This window comes from Rhodoplanes azumiensis (genome assembly GCF_042682915.1).
Taxonomy (GTDB): domain Bacteria; phylum Pseudomonadota; class Alphaproteobacteria; order Rhizobiales; family Xanthobacteraceae; genus Rhodoplanes; species Rhodoplanes azumiensis.
In genome coordinates, this window is the sequence record NZ_JBHUIW010000017.1 from 95,528 (window position 1) to 113,944 (window position 18,417).

The following is an 18,417-nucleotide window of genomic DNA, read 5'->3' on the forward strand; positions in this document are numbered from 1 at the left end:
GCATCATGCTCGGCTTCGCCTTCGTGCGCTGGACCTCGGCGCGTCAGCAGGCCGGCAAGACGCCGCTCCTCGCGCTGGAGGTGATCGGCTCGGCGCAGGAGCGGGCCGCCGTGATGGCGATGTTCGCCGTGGTCGCCCTCGAGGCGATGCTGAACTTCTCGGTGCCGCTCTACATCCAGATCGTCCAGGGCCGCTCGCCGCTCGCCACGGCCATCGCCATGATGCCCTTCAATCTGACAGTGTTCTTCTCGGCGATGCTGATCGTCAAGCTTTACAAGCGGCTGACGCCGCGGCAGATCGGCCGCTGGGGCTTCGGGCTGTGCACGCTGGCGCTGCTGTGGCTGGCCTTCGTGGTGCGCAACGACTGGAGCGCCGGGCCGGTGCTGGTCGGCCTCGTCCTGTTCGGCATCGGCCAGGGCTCGCTGGTCACGCTGGTGTTCAACGTCCTCGTCACGGCCTCGCCCAAGGAGCTCGCCGGTGACGTCGGCTCGCTGCGCGGCACCACCAACAACCTCGCCGCCGCGGTCGGCACCGCGGTGGCGGGCGCCCTGATGGTCGGGCTCTTGTCCAGCATCATTCTCGGCAGTCTCGCCGCCAACACGATCCTGACGCCGGAGCTCCGGGCGCAGGTCGACCTCGACAGCATCAACTTCCTCAGCAACGATCGCCTGCAAAGCGTTCTCGTCGCGACGACGGCGACGGCCGAGCAGGTCCAGGAGGCGCTGCGCGTCAATGCCGAGGCGCGGCTCAAGGCGCTCAAGATCGGCCTCGTGATCATGGCGGGCGTCGCCTTGCTCGCGATCATCCCGGCCAGTCGATTGCCGAACTACATTCCAGGTGAGATCCCGGATCCGTCCCCGCGGCGGCGTGAGGGGGAGGAGACGCGGTAGGCGGCGCTCGACGCACCCGGCGATGCTCGGCTAGGACGGGCTAGAACGCAGCGGACATGGCGGAGCGGCCCTCCGGCCGGGGCGATCGCGTCGTCGGATCAGACGCGACCCGCTGGCCTTTGATCCCGCGGCTCGGTAGTCTCCCGATGTCGGCTGGCGGGCCGATCGGCAGAGCGGCCGAGCGGCCCGGTGGGGGCCGACGCCGGCGAACCGTGAGTGCGCATGAGGATGGACGGGCGGGGCAGCGAGCGCGTCGGTGGCTTCGCGGCGAAGCGAGGTCGGGACGACGCCCGATCGACGGCATCCTCGCCGTCTTTTCCATCGGAACATTTCAATCGAAAATTCGGTCTCGGAGTGGCTCATGTCGCGATCGCTGTCGTCGTCCGCACTGCGCGCGCGCCGACGTCCTGACGCCGCGACCGCGGGCGCGATTCTGCTCGTGGCCCTGCTCGCCGCCTGTGGTCCGGCCGAGGAGACGCGGGCGCCGGAGCCGCGCCCGGTCCGCACCGTCACGGTCGCTCAGCGCGAGGCGGGCGAGACGGTAGCCCTGACCGGCCGGATCGCCGCCGAGGACGTCGCGGCCCTCGGCTTCCGCATCGCCGGACGGGTCATGGAGCGGCCCGTCAACGCGGGTGACCGGGTCACGGCCGGGCAGGTCATCGCCCGACTCGAGCCGCAGAACGAGACCAATGCCGTGCGCGCCGCCCAGGCCGATCTCGCCGCCGCGCAGGCGGCGCTGACCCAGGCCCGCAATCATTTCGAGCGCCAGGAGACCTTGCTGGCGCAGGGTTGGACCACGCGCGCCCTGTTCGACCAGGCCAAGCGCGAGCGCGACACCGCACAGGCCCGCGTCGACGCCGCGGAGGCGCAGCTGAAGACGGCCGACGACCTGCTCGGCTTCACGGTGCTGACGGCCGACGCGCCCGGGATCGTCACCATGGTCGGCGCCGAGCCCGGCGAGGTGGTGCAGGCCGGTCAGGCGATCGTGCGCCTCGCCCGGCAGGGCGGCCGCGACGCCGTGTTCGAGGTGCCGGCCCAGGTTCTCCGCACGGCGCCTCCGGACGCCGTGATCGCCGTGAGCCTCACCGACGATCCCGCCGTGACGGCGAGCGGCCGGGTCCGCGAGGTGGCGCCCGAGGCCGATCCGGTGACCCGCACCTTCGAGGTCAAGGTCGGCCTCACCGATCCGCCCGAGGCGATGCGGCTCGGCGCCACCGTGACGGGGCGGCTGACGCTCGCCGCGCAGGCCGTGATCGAGATTCCGGCGACGGCGCTGACCCGCGCCGATCAGCGGCCGGCCGTGTGGGTGGTCGATCCGAAGACCACCACGGTCACGTTGCGTAACGTCGACGTCGTGCGCTTCGATCCGGCCAAGGTGGCAGTGGCGGGCGGGCTCGACGTCGGCGAGGTCGTCGTCACGGCGGGCGTGCAGGCGCTGCATCCGGGCCAGAAAGTGCGCCTGCTCGGGGCGCGCCCATGAGCGGGCCGAACCTGTCCGCCTGGGCGCTGCGGCACCGCTCCTTCGTGCTCTATCTGATGATCGCCGTGACGGTGGCGGGTCTCCTGTCCTACGTCCGGCTCGGCCGCAACGAGGATCCGGCCTTCACGTTCCGCGCCATGGTGGTCGAGGCGGCGTGGCCGGGCGCCACGCTCGCCGACACGCTCGACCAGATCACCGACCGGCTGGAGCGCACCCTCAAGGAGGTGCCGAACCTCGACTTCATGCGCTCCACCACGGTGCCGGGTCGCACCACCATCTTCGTCAACTTGAAAGGCTCGACACCGCCCGGAAAAGTGCCGGACATCTGGTACGAGGTGCGCAAGCGCGTCGCCGACATGCGCCACACGCTGCCGGCCGGCGTCGTCGGACCCGGCTTCAACGACGACTTCGGCGACACCTTCGGCATCATCTACGGCCTCACGGCCGACGGCTTCACCCAGCGCGAGCTGCGCGACCAGGCGGAGGCGATCCGCAAGCGCCTGCTGGCGCTCGCCGACGTATCCAAGGTCGAGATCCTCGGCGCCCAGGACGAGCGCGTCTTCATCGAGTTCTCGACGGCGACGCTGGCCGGCCTCGGGCTCGACCGCGCCGCCATCGTTTCGGCGCTGCGCGCCCAGAACGCCGTGAGCCCGGCGGGTGCGATCCAGACCGGCGACGAGACGCTGGTGCTGCGCGTCTCCGGCGCCTTCGAGTCCGAGCTCGATATCCTCGACATCAACATCGCGGCCGGCGGCCGGCTGATCCGGCTGCGCGACATCGTCACGGTGCGGCGCGGCTTCGCCGACCCGCCGCAGCCGATCTTCCGGGTGAACGGGACGCAGGCGGTCGGCCTCGCCGTGGCGATGCGTGACGGTGGCGACATTCTGGCGCTCGGCCGCGACGTGAAGCGGATCATGGCCGAGGTCACGGCCGACCTGCCGATCGGCATCGAGCCCGTGCTGGTCGCCGACCAGTCGGCCGTGGTCGACACCGCGATCGGCGAGTTCATGGAATCGCTGTGGCAGGCGATCGTGATCATCATGGCGGTCAGCGTGGTCAGCCTCGGCTTCCGGGCCGGCGCCGTGGTGGCGCTGTCGATCCCGCTGACGCTCGCCCTGGTGTTCCCCGTGATGGAGCTGATCTCGGTCGACCTGCAGCGCATCTCGCTCGGCGCCCTGATCATCGCGCTGACGCTGCTGGTCGACGACGCGATGTCGACCATCGACGCCATGTCGATGAAGCTCGCCGAAGGGGCCAGCAAGGAGGAGTCGGCCGCCTTCGCCTACAAGACGCTGGCGATGCCGATGCTGACCGGCTCCTTCGTGACGCTCGCCGGCTTCATCCCGATCGGCTTCGCCAAGAGCTCGGCCGGCGAGTACACGTTTTCCATTTTCGCCGTGGTCAGCGTGGCGCTGATCGCATCGTGGGTCGTGGCGGTGCTGTTCACGCCACTGGTCGGTGTCGCGCTGCTGCCGACCCCGAAGGGTCCGAGCGAGCCGGGGCGGCTGGTGCGGCTCTTTCGCGCCGTGCTGATCGGTGCGATGCGCCGGCGCTGGGTGACGATCCTGGTCACGCTCGCCTGCTTCGCCGCCTCGATCGCCGCGCTGCCGCTGATCCCGCGGCAGTTCTTCCCGTCGTCCGACCGGCCCGAGCTGCTGGTCGACCTGCGGCTGCCGCAGAACGCCTCGATCCACGCGTCGGCCGACGCGTCCGCCCGTCTCGACAAGATCCTGGCCGCCGATCCGGACGTCGCCCATTGGAGCACCTATGTGGGCCGCGGCGTGATCCGCTTCTACCTGCCGCTCGACGTGCAGCTCCGCAACGACTTCTTCAGCCAGCTCGTCGTGGTCGCGAAGGACGTCTCGGCCCGGGAGAGGCTGCGCGAACGCCTGACGAAGATCCTCGCGGAGGAGTTTCCGAGCGCCGTGTCGCGCATCGTTCCGCTCGAGCTCGGCCCGCCGGTCGGCTGGCCGGTGCAGTACCGCATCGGCGGCCCCGACCTCGCCGAGGTGCGCGCCGCCGCCATGCTGCTCGCCTCGACCATCGCGACCGACACGCGGGTGCGCCAGATCAACTTCGACTGGATGGAGCCGGCCCGCAAGGTGCGCGTCCGGGTCGATCAGGACCAGGTGCGCCTGCTGGGCTTGAGCTCGGAGGCGATCGCCGGCGTGCTGGCGAGCGTCGTCTCCGGCAACGCCGTGACCCAGATGCGCGACGGCATCTATCTGGTCGACGTCGTCGTGCGGGCGACCGACGAGCAGCGCGTCTCGCTCTCCACCTTGCGTAACCTGCAGGTCGGCCTGCCGAACGGACGCACCGTGCCGCTCGGCCAGTTCGCCGTGCTGGAGGACGAGCAGGAGTATCCGCTGATCTGGAGGCGCGACGGTCTGCCGACCCTCACGGTGCAGGCCGACGTCGCGCCCGGCGTGTCGTCCGAGGCCGTGGTGGCGGCGCTCGCCGACAAGGTGGCGTGGGTGCAGCGGGGGCTGCCGGCCGGCTATCGCATCGCCACAGGCGGCACCGTCGAGGAGAGCGCGAAGTCGCAGGCCTCGGTGTTCGCCGTGGTGCCGGCCATGCTGTTCGTCACCGTCACGATCCTGATGATCCAGCTCCAGAGCTTCTCGCGGCTCGCGCTCGTGCTCAGCGTCGTGCCGCTCGGGTTGATCGGCATCGTGGCGGCGCTGCTCCTGTTTCAGAAGCCGCTCGGCTTCGTGGCGATCCTCGGAATTCTGGCGCTGATGGGCATGATCGCCCGCAACGCCGTGATCCTGATCGACCAGATCGAGACCGAGCGCGGCGAGGGCAAGTCGATCTGGGACGCCGTGATCGCCGCCGCGCTGTCGCGGCTGCGGCCGATCGTTCTGACCGCGATCTCCACGGTGCTGGGCATGATCCCGATCGCCCCGACGATCTTCTGGGGGCCGATGGCCTATGCCATCATGGGGGGTCTCCTGGTGGCGACCGTGCTGACGCTGATCTTCCTGCCGGCCCTCTACGTCGCGGCGTTCCGGGCCAGGGAGCCGGCGGCGAGTCCACAGGGCGCGAGCCTTTAGCGGGGCGGCAGAGCATGACGCAGCGGCAGCCCTCGCATTCGGACCATGCGTCGGTCCGGCCGGCGCTGGTCCGCGCCGTGCCGCTGTTCGGGCTGTGGGTGATCATGACCGGCACGGCCCCGGCCGATCTGCTGGTCGGTGTCGGCGTCGCCGCGCTGGCGACCCGGTTGAGCCTCGATCTTCTGCCGCCGACGTCTCGGCGATACGACCAGGCGGCGCTGGTCCGTCTCGTGATCCACTTCCTGTATCAGTCGGTGGTCGCCGGTCTCGACGTCGCGCGCCGTGCCTTCGATCCGCGGCTGCCGCTGCGGCCGGGCTTCGTGACCTATCCGGCGCGGAGTCCGTCCGGGCTGTTCCGCAGCGTCTTCACGGCCTGGACCAGCCTGCAGCCCGGAACGCTGCCGACCGGCCGCGCACCGGCGGGCGGTGACGCTGCGAGAGGCGACGAGCGCGGCATCGTCTATCATGCTCTCGACATCGACATCCCGGTCGTCGACCAGCTCGCCGCCGCGGAGGCGACACTCGCCCGGGTGGTCCGTGATGTGGGTGGTCCGTGATGAACGAGTTCCTGACCGCCGCCGTCGGCTTGATCCTGATGTCGCTGGCCGTCGGCCTGGTGCGGGTGCTGCGCGGTCCCGGGGATGCCGACCGCATGATGGCGGCACAGCTCGTCGGCACGTGCGGCATCGCCGCGCTGCTGATCGTCGGCGTGATCGGCGCGACCGCGGCGGCGATCGACGTGGCGCTGGTGCTGGCGCTGCTCGCCGCGTTCGCTGGTGCCGCTTTCGCTGGCGCCGCCTTCGCGGCGCGCGCGCAGCGCGGGCCGGCTCCCGACACGCAACGGAAAACGGAGTCGCGATGAGCGCCGTGCTTGACCTGATCACGATCGCCGCCGTGTCGTCCGGGGTGGTGTTCTTCCTCGCCGGGACGGTCGGGCTCATCCGCTTTCCCGACACGCTGACGCGGCTGCACGCCCTGACCAAGGCCGACAACCTCGGTCTCGGCCTGGTGGTGCTCGGCCTGCTGCCGCAGGTGGGCAGCGTCGCCGACGCGGTCAAGCTCGTCTGCGTCTGGCTCATGGTGCTGCTGGCCGGCGCCACGGTGTCCCAGCTCGTCGCCGGGGCGGCGCGGCGCGAGGGGTCGTCGTCATGACCATCGTCCCGGCCCTCGACCTGTTCGTCGCCGGCATCGTGCTGGTCGTCGGCGTGTGGACGATCGTCGCCCGCGACACGATGTCGGCGGCGGTCGGCTTCGTCGCCTACGGCCTGCTGCTGGCACTGGTCTGGGTCCGTCTCGGCGCCCCCGATGTCGCCCTGACCGAGGCGGCCATCGGCAGCGGCCTCACCGGCGCGCTGCTGATCGCCGCCGCCGCCCGGCTGCGCGGGACCGCGGGGGCCGCCGCGGCCGAACGGCTCGGCACCGGCGGACGGGTGCTCGCGGCGCTGCTGTCGACGACCGTCGCCGGGATGGTCGCGGCCGTGCTGCTGGCGCTGCCCGAGCCGGCGCCGTCGCTCGCGCCGGCGGCGGCCGCCAATGCCGGCGCCACCGGCCTGGGCAATCCGATCACCAACGTGCTGATGGCGTTCCGGGCGATGGACACGATGCTGGAGAAGGTCGTGCTGGTGCTGGCGCTCGTCGGCGTCTGGTCGCTGGCGGACGATCGCGCCTGGGGCGGTCGTCCGCGCTCCTCTGACATGGCGGATCCCGACGGCGCGCTGGTGCTGCTGGCCCGGCTGCTGCCGCCGGTCGGCGTGGTGCTCGGAGTCGCCGTCCTGTGGATCAGCGCCGATCGGCCGGGCGGCGCGTTCCAGGGCGCGACGATCCTGGCCGCGATGTGGCTGCTGATCCTGATGGCGGGTCTCGCCGACTTGCCCGCGACGGGCCGGCGGCGCTTGCGGCTGATGCTGGTCGCCGGCCCGGCCGTGTTTCTTGCGGTCGGGCTCGGCGGTCTCGTGTCGGGCGGCGCCTTCCTGTCCTATCCTCCGGCCTTCGCCAAGCCGGTGATCCTGGTGATCGAGTTCGCCATGATCCTGACCGTCGCGGCGACGCTCGCGCTCCTGGTGGCGGGGCCGCCCGAGAGGAGCACCGCGCCGTGAGCGAGACGACCGTGTTCGCCCTCGCCGCCGCCGCGCTCGTCGGGCTCGGCCTCTACGGTGCGATCGTCGATCCGCGCCCGCTGCGAAAGATCCTCGCCTTCAATCTGCTCGGCAGCGGCGTGTTCCTGATCTTCGGCGTCGTCGCCCGGCGCGGCGCGGCGGCCGGATTCGCGGGGGATCCGGTGCCGCAGGCTCTGGTCATCACCGGCATCGTCGTCGCCTTCTCGGCGACGGCGCTCGCCACTGCGCTGCTGCGGCGCCTCGTCGACCTGGCCGGGACGGCCTCGCTGCGCGACGGTGCCGCAGACGCCGGCCGTCACGCGCCGCCGGACGCGTGATGGCGAGCCCGGTCCCCGTCCTGGAGCCGGCGACCTGGGGCGGCGCCCTGCTGGTGACGGCGATCGTGATTCCGGTCGCCGCGGCACTCCTCGGCGTCGTCGCCGGCGGCCGACGCCCGGCCTGGATCGGGCTCGCCGCGCTGCCGCTCGGTCTCGTGGTGACGATCGCGATCGCGACGGGCGTGGCGAGCGACGGAGGTCTCGTCTACCGGCTCGGTGGCTGGGCCCCGCCGCTCGGGGTCGCGTTGCGGGCCGACGGCCTGTCCGCCGTCATGCTGGTGCTGGCGGCCGGGGTCGTCACGGCGATCGGCGTCTATGCGTGGTCGGACGTCCGGATCGCCGGGGGCGTGCCCGAGCAGCGCGCGCCCTACGCCTTCTGGATCCTGCTGCTCGGCGTATGGGCCGGCCTGAACACGGTCTTCCTCGCCGGCGACCTGTTCACGCTCTACGTGGCGCTGGAGATCCTCACCTTCGCGGCGGTGCCGCTGGTCTGCCTCGAGGGAACACCGGAGACCGTGCAGGCGGCGCTGCGTTATCTGCTGTTCGCCCTCGTCGGCTCGGTGCTGTATCTCGGCGGCGTCACGCTGCTCTACGGCGCCTATGGCACGCTCGACGTCGTCCTCCTGGCGCAGCGCGTGACGGCGACGCCGGCGGGGCTGGTCGCCGCCGCGCTGATGACGGTCGGGCTGCTGGCCAAGACCGCGCTGGTGCCGCTGCATCTGTGGCTGCCGCCGGCCCATGCCGGGGCGCCGCCGGCCGGCAGCGCGCTCTTGTCGGCGCTGGTCGTCAAGGGCTCGTTCTTCATCGTCGTGCGGCTTTGGTTCGACGTGATGCCGAGCTTGGCGACCGTCGCGGCGACGCAGCTCGTCTCGGCGCTCGGCGCCGCCGCGGTGCTGCTCGGCAGCCTGGTCGCGCTGCGCCAGGAGCGGCTGAAGCTGCTGATCGCCTACTCGACACTGGCCCAGATCGGCTACCTGTTCCTGATGTTCACGCTCGCCTTCGACGTCGACGCGGCGGCGATGCAGAGGGGTGGCGCGCTGGCCGGCGGGATGCTGCAGGCGATGTCGCACGCCGCCGCCAAGGCCGCGATGTTCATGGCCGCGGGCGCGATCTACGCGGCGCTCGGTCACGACCGGATCGCCGATCTCGCCGGGGCCGGCCGCCGCGTGCCGGGCGCCGTCGCCGCCTTCGCGCTCGGCGGCGTCGCGCTGGTGGGGCTGCCGCCGGGCGGGGCGTATCTGGCCAAGGAGCTCTTGCTGCGCGCCGCCGCCGATACCGGGCAGTGGTGGTGGGCCGTGGTGATCCAGGCCGGCGGAGCCTTCACGGCCGCCTATTTGGTGCTGGTGCTCGCCCGTGTCTTCCGCCCGGCGACCGCGACGCCGACCGACGCCGCACAGGCGGATCGCATGGCACCGCGCGGCGTCGCATGGTCGCAACAGGCCGCGGCACTGGCGCTCGCCGCGTCCTCGCTGTCGCTCGGGCTGATCGACTGGAGCCCGTGGCTTCCGGTTGCGCCAGGCAGCCGCCTGACGGCGTCGCTCGCAGACACGATCGCGGCGTCGGCGTGGCCGCTGGCGGCCGGTGCCGGGCTGGCCGTCCTGATCGGGCGCTGGACGCCGTCCCGCGCGCCGACGTCGGCCGCGGCCGTGCTCGCCCCGTTGCGCCACGCCGGCGGCGCGCTCGGGACCGGCGCCTGCCGGATCGACGGCTCGCTTCGGCGGTGGCCGGTGGCGGGACTGTCACTGCTGGCGCTGGCGATCGTGCTCGGCATCGCCTTGTCGGCACGACCGTGAGCTCCGGTCGCGGGGACGCGCGCGACGGACGCAAGGTCTGGTCGGAGCAAGGCGACGCGCTGTCCGACCGCGAGAACCTCTCCCGCCCTCGACCGCCGGCGCCGCGTCGCCGTCGACACCGACGGTCGGCTTCTGTGGGTGAACCTCACGCCGGCCGGCATCTCCGACAGCGTCGGCGCCCTCATGATCCCGGCGGTGATCCGTGCGAGATGGCCGGGGATCGCGCATCTCTGCACCGACAGCGATGGTGACCGGGCCAGGCTGATGGACAAGGCCGAGCAACTCGATGTCGTGATCGAGATGATCCGCCGCATCGACGGGCAGCGCCGACCACCTCGGCGGCTCGCATCTCATGATCGGCCCATTCCTCGGCGTCTCGACGGCGGAGAAATGTCTCGTTGACAGACGTCCCCTTCCATCGGACTTGGGTTCGCCGGGAGCCGGACTTCAGGGTCGTGACGGTCGCCGCGGCGTGTCGGGTACGGGTGTGCCGAGGCGTCGAGAAACCGGAAGACGCGTCGCATCCGGGTGGTCGCATCGTGGCGGTCGCACCCGGGCGGTCGCATCGGGGCGTAGGGTCAGATGCACACGGGTCGCGCCACATGCATCAATCCGAACGAATAACGATGAAAAATCAATTATATCGCTTCTGTGTCGCCCCGATGATGGACTGGACGGACCGTCCGTGCCGCGCTTTTCACCGGGCGCTGACGCGAAAAGCGCGGCTCTACACCGAGATGGTGACCACGGGCGCGGTGCTGCGCGGGGACCGGGCGCGTCTCCTGCGGTTCGACCCGAGCGAGCATCCGGTCGCCGTGCAGCTCGGCGGCAGCGAGCCGGCGGCGCTCGCCGCGGCGGCGCGCATTTGCGCCGACATGGGCTACGACGAGGTGAACCTCAATGTCGGCTGCCCGTCCGACCGGGTGCAGGAGGGGCGGTTCGGCGCCTGCCTGATGGCGGAGCCGCGGCTCGTCGGCGACTGCGTCGCCGCCATGAAGGCGGCCGTCGCCGTGCCGGTCACGGTCAAGTGCCGCATCGGCATCGACGACCAGGATCCGGAAGCCGCGCTCGACACGCTGGCCGACGCCGTGGTGGCGGCCGGCGCCGACGCCCTGATCGTGCACGCCCGCAAGGCCTGGCTGCAGGGCCTGTCGCCGCGGGAGAACCGCGACGTGCCGCCGCTCGACTACGAGCGCGTCTACCGGCTGAAGGCGCGGCTGCCGCAGGTGCCGATCGTCATCAACGGCGGCATCGGCACGATCCCGGCGGCGGCCGAGCACCTCAGGCACGTCGACGGCGTGATGCTGGGCCGCGCCGCCTACCAGGAGCCTTGGCGGCTGCTCGCCGTCGATCCCCTTCTGTTCGGCACTGCGGCTCCGGCCGCGAGTCTCCATGAAGCGGTCGAGCAGTTCATTCCTTGGATCGAGCGCGAGCTCGCGACCGGCGAGCGACTCTACGCCACCGCGCGGCATATGCTCGGCCTGTTCCAGGGCATCCCGGGCGCGCGCGCCTATCGCCGGCATCTGGCGACCGAAGCCGTGAAGCCGAGCGCCGGCATCGACGTGCTGCGCGCTGCACTGGCCTTGGTGCAGCGGTCGGATCGCGTGTCGGCCTCGACCAGCGAAGCCGACGACGCGGCCGCCTGAACCGAAGTTCGGCCGCGCCGGCTCGGCGCCTCCTCAACCACGCATGCGTCCACGGCGGCCCAGTCGCGCATCCGGCGGCTTGGCGGACGATGAAAACTCTGCGACACACGGCCGCTGAACGGAGATTTACAGCATGTGGAACGTGCCGGTCGGCGAGCTCGCCGTGCTCGCCTTGGCCATCGCGGGCGGTGGCGTGGTGACGGGGATTCTCGCCGGGGCGTTCGGTATCGGCGGCGGCGCCGTGCTGGTGCCGGTGCTGTTCGAGATTTTCCGGCTGATCGGTGTCGACGACGAGGTCCGCATGCAGCTCTGCATCGGCACCTCGCTCGCCATCATCGTGCCGACCGCGTTCCGCTCCTACAAGACCCACAAGTCCAAGGGCCTGGCCCTGCAGGACGTGGTCAAGTTGTGGACCGTGCCGGTGGTCGCCGGCGTCGTCGTCGGCTCCGCCCTCGCGGTCGTCGCGCCGGGCGACCTGTTCAAGACCGTCTTCGCCGTCATCCAGACCACCATCGCGATCAAGATGCTGTTCCTCGGCGACCGCGTGTTCATCGCCGACGCGCTGCCGGGCCCGGTCACGATGCGAGTCTACGGCGCCGTCATCGGGCTGCTCTCGGCCATGATGGGGGTCGGCGGCGGCGCCATGGCGACCATGTTGCTCACCCTCTACAAGCGGCCGATCCACAACGCGGTCGCCACCTCGGCGGGCTTGGGCGTGCCGATCGCCGTCACCGGCACGATCGGCTACATGCTGGCCGGCATCCCGCACATGGGCGACCTGCCGCCGCTGTCGGTCGGCTTCGTCTCGGTCATCGGCTTCGTGCTGATGGCGCCGATCTCGACCTACACGGCGAAGTTCGGTGCGCTGATCGCCCACCGCACCTCGCGCCGGCATCTCGAGGTCGCCTTCGGCGTGTTCCTGATCCTCACCGCGGCCCGCATCCTCTACAGCGCGGTGACCTGAGGTGAGTGCCGCGTCGCGCCGCTCCCGGCTCGCGCCTGCGGTTCCCGGGAGCGCCCCGTGATGCCGAGCGTGCCGGTCGGCGAGCTGGTCGTTCTCGTCCTCGCCGTCACGATCGGCGGCGTCGTCACCGGGATCATCGCCGGGTTGTTCGGCGTCGGCGGCGGTGCCGTGCTGGTGCCGGTGCTGTTCGAGATCTTCCGCCTCGTCGGCGTGCCCGACGCGGTGCGCTTCCAGCTCTGCGTCGGCACCTCGCTCGCCATCATCGCGCCGACGGCGTGGCGTTCCTATCGCAGCCACCGCGTCGCGGGCGCCGCCATGCCCGAGGTGGTGCGGCTGTGGACCGCGCCGGTGGTGATCGGCGTCGCGCTCGGCGCGGCGCTCGCCGTCGTCGCGCCCTCGGCGCTGTTCAAGATCGTGTTCGGCTGCACGGCCGGCCTCACGGCCTTGAAGATGCTGATCCTCGGCAACCGCCTCGTCATCGCGCCGACCCTGCCGGGGCCGTGGCCGATGCGCGCCGCCGCTTTCGTCATCGGTCTCCTGTCGTCGCTGATGGGGGTCGGCGGCGGCGCCCTGGCGACCATGATGCTGACCTTCTACGGCACGCCGATCCATGCCGCGGTCGCGACCTCGGCCGGGCTCGGCGTGCCGATCGCCGTCACGGGCACGTTCGGCTACATGCTGGCCGGGCTTCCGCACATGCGCGAGATGCCGCCGTTCTCGATCGGCTACGTGTCGTTGGTCGGCTTCGCCGTGATCGCGCCGATCTCCACCTGGACCGCGAAGTTCGGCGCCGTGATCGCCCATCGCCTGTCGCGGCGGACGCTCGAGGTCGCCTTCGGCCTCTTTCTGCTCGGCACGGCGATCCGGATATTGTTCAGCGTCTGAGACCGGCCGCCGCCGCCTCGGCGCCGTCATGCGTGGGCGCGACCCACGCATCCATCCCCCAAATACGGCGTTGCACGTTCCCTCATCCCGGGGCGCGAACCGCAGGTTCGCGAACCCGGGATCCATACCCCCGGTGCAAGTGGTTCACGAAGGACCGGGGTTATGGGTTCCGGGCTCCGGCCTTCGGCCGGCCCCGGAACGACGGAGGTCGGAATTTCGACATCCTGCTAGGCCGCCGCCTCGTCCGCCTCGACCTCCAGGATGGTCAGCGAGCGCTCCTCGCCGGACGGCGTCGTCCACGCGATCGACTGGCCCTTGGAGAGGCCGACCAGCGCGGCGCCGATCGGTGTCAGCACCGAGATGCGGCCGGCCGAGACGTCGGCGTGCTCCGGATAGACCAGCATGACGCGGCGCGTGCGGCCCGAGGTCTCGTCCCGGAACGTCACCCAGGATCCCATCGTGACGATGTCGCGGCCGGCCTCGTCGGGCGGCAGCACGCGGGCGCGCTCGATCTCGCGCGCCAAGTAGTCGGCGATCTCGGGATTGCGCGAAAAGTTCGCCTGGGCGATCTGCTCGAGCTTGGCGCGGTCGTCGGGCCGCAGCGCGATCGGCGGGAGGGGCCAGGTGCTCGTCTGTGTGCTCATGGGGCTCGTCTTTCGTGATGCTTCGATCGGTCCCGCCGGAACGCCGACGCATCGCGCCATGGCGCGATGCTGTCGGCTCACGCGGGTCGCCAGTCGGACAGTCCAGTGTCGTGGCTATGAAATGCGGTCGGAGTTCAGGTCGTCGGCCGCCGAACCTCGGGCGAACGCCGAACGACAGCGGGCCCGGACGGGCGCCGCATGGCCGTCCGGGTCAGGTGCCTGCTCTGAGGCGTCCCGCGCGATCCTGTCGGGCGCGGATGCGCGGACACATCGTGTCCGCGAGCCTGGCGTCCGTGAGCAGGGCGTGCCGATGGTGGGTCGAGGTCATGGGTCGAAGCTAGTGTCTCGGCCCGTCCTGTCAACCCATGGCCCGAGCGCCGGTTCCGCGACACCGTGTCCCCCCGATGCCGACATCGGTCCGGTCGCCGACGCTCGGGTCCGCCTCAGCGTTGATGCACGTAGGTGCCGGGGGCCTCGACGAGCGGCACGTAGCCCTTCGCGGGTGCGCCCATCGCGGGCGGTTGGACGCGCTCGCCCGAGGACTGCGCCGCGAGCCAGTTGGCCCAGGCGAGCCACCACGAGCCGGAGCGCGTCGCCGTCGCCGCCATCCATTCGTCCGGGCTGATGCAGCAGTCGGCGGCGCGCTTGAGGGCGAGCCGGTATCTGCGGTGCGGCCGGTCGGGTTCGGCGACGATGCCGGCATTGTGGCCGCCCGAGGTCAGCACGAAGGTGACGTCGGTGTCGGACAGATAGTGGATCTTGTAGACCGAATGCCACGGCGCGACGTGATCACGTTCGGTCGCCACCGCGAAGATCGGTGCGCGGATGTTCTGGATCGCGGCCGGATGGCCCTCCACCATGAAGCGGCCGGCGGCGAGCTCGTTGTCGAGATAGAGCCGCTTCAGATACTCCGCGTGCATCCGGTAGGGCATGCGGGTCGAGTCGGCGTTCCATGCCATCAGGTCGTTCATACGACTGCGCTCGCCCATCAGATAGTCGTGGACGAGACGCGACCAGACGAGGTCGTTGGTGCGCAGCATCTGGAACGCGCCGGCCATCTGGTCGGCCGACAGATAGCCGCGGTTCCACATCATGCTCTCGAGCACGTTGAGCTGGCTGTGGTCGATGAACAGGGCGAGCTCGCCGGGCTCGGAGAAGTCCATCTGGGCGGCGAGCAGCGTCAGCGAGGCGAGCCGGGCGTCGCCGGCGCGCGCCATCGCGGCCGCCGCGATCGCTGCGAGCGTGCCGCCGAGGCAGTAGCCCGCGGCGTGGATCGTCCGGTTCGGCACGATCGTGGCGACCGCGTCGAGCGCCGCCATCACGCCGAGCCTGCGATAGTCGTCGAAGGCGAGGTCGCGGTCCTCGGCGCCGGGATTGCGCCAGGAGATGCAGAACACCGTGTGGCCGCGCTCGACCAGCCAGCGGATCAGCGAGTTCCGCGGCGACAGGTCGAGGATGTAGTACTTCATGATCCAGGCCGGCACGATCAGGATCGGCTCGGCCGCCACCGTCTCGGTCGTCGGCGCGTACTGGATCAGCTCGATCAGCGCGTTGCGGAACACCACCTGGCCCGGCGTCACGGCGACGTCGCGGCCGACCACGAACGCCTCGGTGCCGACCGGCGGCCGTCCCGTGACGGCGCGGCTCGCGTCCTCGGCCCAGTTCTGGAATCCGTGAATCAGATTGGTGCCGGAGCTCGCGCGCGTCTTCTCGATGACGTCCGGATTGAGGAACGGGATGTTGGCGGGCGACATCATGTCGAGCCACTGGCGCACCGTGAAGGCGACGACGTCCTGGTGATGCGGCGCGACCCCCGGCACCTTGTGGGTGAGGTCGTGCCAGAGTTGCTGCTGCATCAGGAACCACTGGGCGTAGAGGCTGAACGGCGCCTCCGCCCAGGCCTCGCTCGCGAAGCGCGTGTCGTCGGCCGGCGCTGCGATGCGGGGCGGCGGGTCGCGGCCGATCGCGGCGGCCGCCGACTGCGCCGACCAGCGGGCGGCGCGCCGGCTCGCCGTCCAGGCGAGCTCCATAATGCGGCCGGGCGAGGCGGCGAGATGCATGCCCCAGTCCAGGAAGGCGAGCGCCATCGCGGCCGGCGACATTCCGCCGGTCGCCTGCGCCATCAGGGCGAGGCGGGTGCGGTCGAGCGCCCGGAACGCCTCGAAGCTGCCGTCGTCGTCGATCGCGGCGGCGGCCGGCGGCGGCGGCCGGCGGGCCGGCGCGGCTTCGGCTGCCGGGACGGTGGCCGCCGGGGTGGCGGATGCAGAAACGGCCGCGGGTGATGCGGCGGGGCCGAACGCCACGATCTGCGAAGGCTGGGTCGACGCTTGGATCGACGTCTGGGACATGGAGCCGCCCTTTCGAGAGGCCCGGGCGCAGCGCCGGCCGCGCGCCGGGGGACGGTGGCAGGTGGCATGATTGAGCGCCGTTGCCGCGCCGCAGCATTGATGTGGGGCAAGATTTCCCGTCACAGCCGTGGCTTGTGGATGCGCGGGCGGCCCTCGCGCCGGGAAATCCGGGATTCACGTGCGCGGGCTAAGTGTGAGGCCCGTCACGGTCGCGGGCACGACCACGAGGCTTGCTCGCTGCGGAAGGCCGGCGGCGTGCGCCGGCGCGGCTCCAGGAGGCGACGATGGCGCAGATGGATTCCGGGCAATCGAAACGGTTCAGCGTCGGCAGGATCGTCGCCTGGACGGTCGCCGGGCTCGCGGTGCTGCTGCTGGCGGTCGCCTTCTCGGCGTCGCCGTTCTTCACGGTGGAGCAGGGCGAGGCCGGCGTGGTGCTGCGCTTCGGCAAGGTCGTCAACGTCGCCTCGCCGGGCCTCAACACCAAGATTCCGGTGATGGACCGGGTCCAGCACATGTCGACGCGGATCGAGAAGCGCGTCTACGACAAGGTCGTGTCCTACTCGCGTGACGTCCAGGAGGCGTCGATCCGGCTGTCGGTGAACTATCACGTCCCGTTCGACAAGATCGACGAGGTCTACTCGCGCTACGGCATCAACTATCCGGAGCGGGTGATCGATCCGGTCGTGCCGGACCGGCTCAAGAAGGTGTTCGGCCAGTACCAGGCGCAGACCGTGGTGTCGGATCGCGTGAAGCTCGGCCAGCAGATCGAGGACGCCATCAAGGCCTCGGTGCCGGACGGCATCGTGGTGGACAGCGTCCAGTTCGAGAACATCGACTTCTCGGCCAATTACACCAAGGCGATCGAGGCGGCCGCGCAGGCCGAGGCCGAGGTGCGCAAGTCGCGCTACGAGCTCGAGCGCGAGCGGGTCGAATCGGAGAAGCGCATCGTCCAGGCTCAGGCACAGGCCCAGCAGATCCGCGAACGCGCCCAGGCCGAGGCGGATTCGATCCGGCTGCGCGGCGAGGCCGAGGCGCGCGCCATCGCGGCCAAGGCGCGCTCCTTCATCGACAACCCGGCCTACGCCAACCTGATCGCGGTGGAGCGCTGGAACGGCGTGCTGCCGCACACCATGCTGCCCGGCTCGGCGCTGCCCTTCGTGCCGGTGCCGCTCGGCGACACCGAGCCCGCCACGAAGCCGGCGGCCGGAGCGCGCGCCGCAACGCCTGCGCCGGCGCCCGCCGGAGCGTCGGGCGGACCGCGCCCGGCCCAGTGAGGCCGCGGGGCGTGGCGCGCCCGCCGGGGGCGCGGGCCCGGTGACCTCGGATCACCGCGCGTCCGTCGGCCCGCGCGTCGCCTTGGGCTGCAGGCCGGCCTGAGCCGTCGATCCTCTCTCACGGGAGTACGAGCGCGTAGCCGCGGAAGAGTAAGTAATGGTGTCAATCGTCAGCGCGTCGAAATACCGCATAGATGATCACATCGATACTGCTCTTGCTGTTTTGTCGGTGCCCTCGATTGATTTTCACGGATCGCCCCGAGCTTTTCCGACCGGGCCGCAAGATCAGACAAGTCCCAGAGACCGACGCTTCGAGACGACCCACGTATGCAGCGACGTGACGGCTCGGAGCGACGAGACGATCGTGGCGGCGTCGTCCCGATCGAGGTGTAGCGAACGTCCTGCCGTGTCTCACGGCAGTCCAACGGAGGTATCTCGATGGCTGACAAGAGCCTCTCCGGCCTGACCGAGGCCGAGGCGAAGGAATTCCACGCCCAGTTCACCACCACGTTCCAGGCCTTCATGGCGATCTGCGTCCTCGCCCACATCCTGGTGTGGGTCTGGAAGCCTTGGTACTGAGCGCGATTTCAGGGGGATAGAACGATGTCGAACCCGCAAGACGACTACAAGATCTGGCTGGTCCTCAATCCGTCGACCTGGCTGCCCGTGATCTGGATCGCGGCTCTCGTGGTCGCCATCGCGATCCACGCGCTCGTGCTGACGCATCCGCGCTACAGCCACATGTCGATCGCGGACAAGATCTACGCCGCCAAGAAGTGACGCGACGGCGGCGACCTCGGCGCCGATGCCGGGCGCGCCGGGTCGCTGCCGGATCCCCCCGGGTCTCGACGCGCGCGTCGGATCACGGAGCCGGGATCGCGCATTTCGATCGGTGCCGCTGGTCGGCACCATTCGATCGCCAAACGGGACCGCTCGCGAAACGGCTTCGGCCGGCCGCGCGCGGTCCCGTCGCTTTTTCAGGTCCGGTCACGCCGGCCTCTCTCTC

Annotated in this window: 18 protein-coding genes; 16 read left to right on the top strand and 2 right to left on the bottom strand. The window is 70.9% G+C overall.

Features of this window, described 5'->3' with window-relative positions; all coding sequences use genetic code 11:
- The first annotated feature begins 5 nt into the window (after positions 1 to 5).
- The 13 genes from ACFSOX_RS15055 (at position 6) to ACFSOX_RS15115 (ending at position 13,145) form a co-directional block, all read left to right on the top strand.
- The gene (locus ACFSOX_RS15055) at positions 6 to 890 is read left to right on the top strand and encodes an MFS transporter (protein ID WP_378478668.1); all 885 of its coding nucleotides are present in this window, start codon (positions 6 to 8) and stop codon (positions 888 to 890) included.
- A gap of 361 nt (positions 891 to 1,251) precedes the next feature.
- Entirely contained in the window at positions 1,252 to 2,370 is a 1,119-nt protein-coding gene (locus ACFSOX_RS15060; RefSeq protein WP_378478630.1) for an efflux RND transporter periplasmic adaptor subunit, read from the top strand.
- Positions 2,367 to 5,423 carry an efflux RND transporter permease subunit gene (locus tag ACFSOX_RS15065; protein ID WP_378478631.1) on the top strand — a complete coding sequence of 1,019 codons (3,057 nt, stop codon included), beginning with the start codon at positions 2,367 to 2,369 and terminating at the stop codon, positions 5,421 to 5,423. Before ACFSOX_RS15060 ends, ACFSOX_RS15065 begins: the two co-directional genes overlap by 4 nt.
- Positions 5,424 to 5,437: 14 nt before the next feature.
- Complete coding sequence (locus tag ACFSOX_RS15070) at positions 5,438 to 5,980, top strand: Na+/H+ antiporter subunit E (RefSeq protein ID WP_378478632.1); 543 nt, start codon at positions 5,438 to 5,440, stop codon at positions 5,978 to 5,980.
- The gene (locus ACFSOX_RS15075; protein WP_378478633.1) at positions 5,980 to 6,285 is read left to right on the top strand and encodes an MrpF/PhaF family protein; all 306 of its coding nucleotides are present in this window, start codon (positions 5,980 to 5,982) and stop codon (positions 6,283 to 6,285) included. The genes ACFSOX_RS15070 and ACFSOX_RS15075 overlap by 1 nt, the downstream gene beginning before the upstream one ends.
- Positions 6,282 to 6,575 (top strand): cation:proton antiporter, encoded by a 294-nt coding sequence (locus ACFSOX_RS15080; protein ID WP_378478634.1) that lies wholly within the window; start codon positions 6,282 to 6,284, stop codon positions 6,573 to 6,575. Before ACFSOX_RS15075 ends, ACFSOX_RS15080 begins: the two co-directional genes overlap by 4 nt.
- Positions 6,572 to 7,519, top strand: coding sequence for a Na(+)/H(+) antiporter subunit B (locus ACFSOX_RS15085; protein WP_378478635.1), 948 nt, complete (start codon positions 6,572 to 6,574; stop codon positions 7,517 to 7,519). Before ACFSOX_RS15080 ends, ACFSOX_RS15085 begins: the two co-directional genes overlap by 4 nt.
- Positions 7,516 to 7,857 (top strand): NADH-quinone oxidoreductase subunit K, encoded by a 342-nt coding sequence (locus ACFSOX_RS15090; protein ID WP_378478636.1) that lies wholly within the window; start codon positions 7,516 to 7,518, stop codon positions 7,855 to 7,857. The genes ACFSOX_RS15085 and ACFSOX_RS15090 overlap by 4 nt, the downstream gene beginning before the upstream one ends.
- Positions 7,857 to 9,650: a complex I subunit 5 family protein gene (locus ACFSOX_RS15095; protein WP_378478637.1), complete on the top strand. Its 1,794-nt coding sequence runs from the start codon at positions 7,857 to 7,859 to the stop codon at positions 9,648 to 9,650. The genes ACFSOX_RS15090 and ACFSOX_RS15095 overlap by 1 nt, the downstream gene beginning before the upstream one ends.
- A 138-nt stretch (positions 9,651 to 9,788) precedes the next feature.
- Positions 9,789 to 10,052, top strand: a complete 264-nt coding sequence (locus ACFSOX_RS15100) for a hypothetical protein (RefSeq protein WP_378478638.1) — start codon at positions 9,789 to 9,791, stop codon at positions 10,050 to 10,052.
- A 224-nt stretch (positions 10,053 to 10,276) separates the two neighbouring features.
- Positions 10,277 to 11,296, top strand: coding sequence for a tRNA dihydrouridine(20/20a) synthase DusA (dusA, locus tag ACFSOX_RS15105; RefSeq protein ID WP_378478639.1), 1,020 nt, complete (start codon positions 10,277 to 10,279; stop codon positions 11,294 to 11,296).
- 133 nt (positions 11,297 to 11,429) lie between these two features.
- A complete protein-coding gene (locus tag ACFSOX_RS15110; RefSeq protein WP_378478640.1) occupies positions 11,430 to 12,260 on the top strand; it encodes a sulfite exporter TauE/SafE family protein in 831 nt (276 codons plus the stop codon).
- A 60-nt stretch (positions 12,261 to 12,320) separates the two neighbouring features.
- Entirely contained in the window at positions 12,321 to 13,145 is an 825-nt protein-coding gene (locus tag ACFSOX_RS15115; protein WP_378478641.1) for a sulfite exporter TauE/SafE family protein, read from the top strand.
- A gap of 227 nt (positions 13,146 to 13,372) precedes the next feature.
- On the opposite strand, the gene rnk is transcribed toward ACFSOX_RS15115, so the two are convergent.
- Positions 13,373 to 13,789: a nucleoside diphosphate kinase regulator gene (rnk, locus tag ACFSOX_RS15120; protein ID WP_378478642.1), complete on the bottom strand. Its 417-nt coding sequence runs from the start codon at positions 13,787 to 13,789 to the stop codon at positions 13,373 to 13,375.
- A gap of 443 nt (positions 13,790 to 14,232) precedes the next feature.
- Positions 14,233 to 16,137 carry a PHA/PHB synthase family protein gene (locus ACFSOX_RS15125; protein WP_378478643.1) on the bottom strand — a complete coding sequence of 635 codons (1,905 nt, stop codon included), beginning with the start codon at positions 16,135 to 16,137 and terminating at the stop codon, positions 14,233 to 14,235.
- A gap of 284 nt (positions 16,138 to 16,421) precedes the next feature.
- On the opposite strand from ACFSOX_RS15125, the gene ACFSOX_RS15130 reads away from it, so the two are divergent.
- The 3 genes from ACFSOX_RS15130 to pufA all read left to right on the top strand — a co-directional run bounded on the left by ACFSOX_RS15130 (position 16,422) and on the right by pufA (position 18,191).
- Positions 16,422 to 17,411: a prohibitin family protein gene (locus ACFSOX_RS15130; protein ID WP_378478644.1), complete on the top strand. Its 990-nt coding sequence runs from the start codon at positions 16,422 to 16,424 to the stop codon at positions 17,409 to 17,411.
- Between the two features lie 438 nt (positions 17,412 to 17,849).
- The gene (pufB, locus tag ACFSOX_RS15135) at positions 17,850 to 17,990 is read left to right on the top strand and encodes a light-harvesting antenna LH1, beta subunit (RefSeq protein ID WP_111360782.1); all 141 of its coding nucleotides are present in this window, start codon (positions 17,850 to 17,852) and stop codon (positions 17,988 to 17,990) included.
- A 24-nt stretch (positions 17,991 to 18,014) separates the two neighbouring features.
- Complete coding sequence (pufA, locus tag ACFSOX_RS15140; RefSeq protein WP_378478645.1) at positions 18,015 to 18,191, top strand: light-harvesting antenna LH1, alpha subunit; 177 nt, start codon at positions 18,015 to 18,017, stop codon at positions 18,189 to 18,191.
- The last annotated feature ends 226 nt before the right edge of the window (positions 18,192 to 18,417 follow it).

Excerpts from the sequence above, each read along its gene's own strand:
- ACFSOX_RS15110 (WP_378478640.1), top strand. The coding sequence starts at position 11,430 with ATGTGGAACGTGCCGGTCGGCGAGCTCGCCGTGCTCGCCTTGGCCATC.
- ACFSOX_RS15115 (WP_378478641.1), top strand. The coding sequence starts at position 12,321 with ATGCCGAGCGTGCCGGTCGGCGAGCTGGTCGTTCTCGTCCTCGCCGTC.
- ACFSOX_RS15060 (WP_378478630.1), top strand. The coding sequence starts at position 1,252 with ATGTCGCGATCGCTGTCGTCGTCCGCACTGCGCGCGCGCCGACGTCCT.
- ACFSOX_RS15065 (WP_378478631.1), top strand. The coding sequence starts at position 2,367 with ATGAGCGGGCCGAACCTGTCCGCCTGGGCGCTGCGGCACCGCTCCTTC.
- dusA (WP_378478639.1), top strand. The coding sequence starts at position 10,277 with ATGAAAAATCAATTATATCGCTTCTGTGTCGCCCCGATGATGGACTGG.
- ACFSOX_RS15130 (WP_378478644.1), top strand. The coding sequence starts at position 16,422 with ATGGCGCAGATGGATTCCGGGCAATCGAAACGGTTCAGCGTCGGCAGG.
- rnk (WP_378478642.1), bottom strand. The coding sequence starts at position 13,789 with ATGAGCACACAGACGAGCACCTGGCCCCTCCCGCCGATCGCGCTGCGG.
- ACFSOX_RS15075 (WP_378478633.1), top strand. The coding sequence starts at position 5,980 with ATGAACGAGTTCCTGACCGCCGCCGTCGGCTTGATCCTGATGTCGCTG.
- pufA (WP_378478645.1), top strand. The coding sequence starts at position 18,015 with ATGTCGAACCCGCAAGACGACTACAAGATCTGGCTGGTCCTCAATCCG.
- ACFSOX_RS15095 (WP_378478637.1), top strand. The coding sequence starts at position 7,857 with ATGGCGAGCCCGGTCCCCGTCCTGGAGCCGGCGACCTGGGGCGGCGCC.
- ACFSOX_RS15125 (WP_378478643.1), bottom strand. The coding sequence starts at position 16,137 with ATGTCCCAGACGTCGATCCAAGCGTCGACCCAGCCTTCGCAGATCGTG.
- pufB (WP_111360782.1), top strand. The coding sequence starts at position 17,850 with ATGGCTGACAAGAGCCTCTCCGGCCTGACCGAGGCCGAGGCGAAGGAA.
- ACFSOX_RS15055 (WP_378478668.1), top strand. The coding sequence starts at position 6 with ATGCTCGGCTTCGCCTTCGTGCGCTGGACCTCGGCGCGTCAGCAGGCC.
- ACFSOX_RS15085 (WP_378478635.1), top strand. The coding sequence starts at position 6,572 with ATGACCATCGTCCCGGCCCTCGACCTGTTCGTCGCCGGCATCGTGCTG.
- ACFSOX_RS15080 (WP_378478634.1), top strand. The coding sequence starts at position 6,282 with ATGAGCGCCGTGCTTGACCTGATCACGATCGCCGCCGTGTCGTCCGGG.
- ACFSOX_RS15070 (WP_378478632.1), top strand. The coding sequence starts at position 5,438 with ATGACGCAGCGGCAGCCCTCGCATTCGGACCATGCGTCGGTCCGGCCG.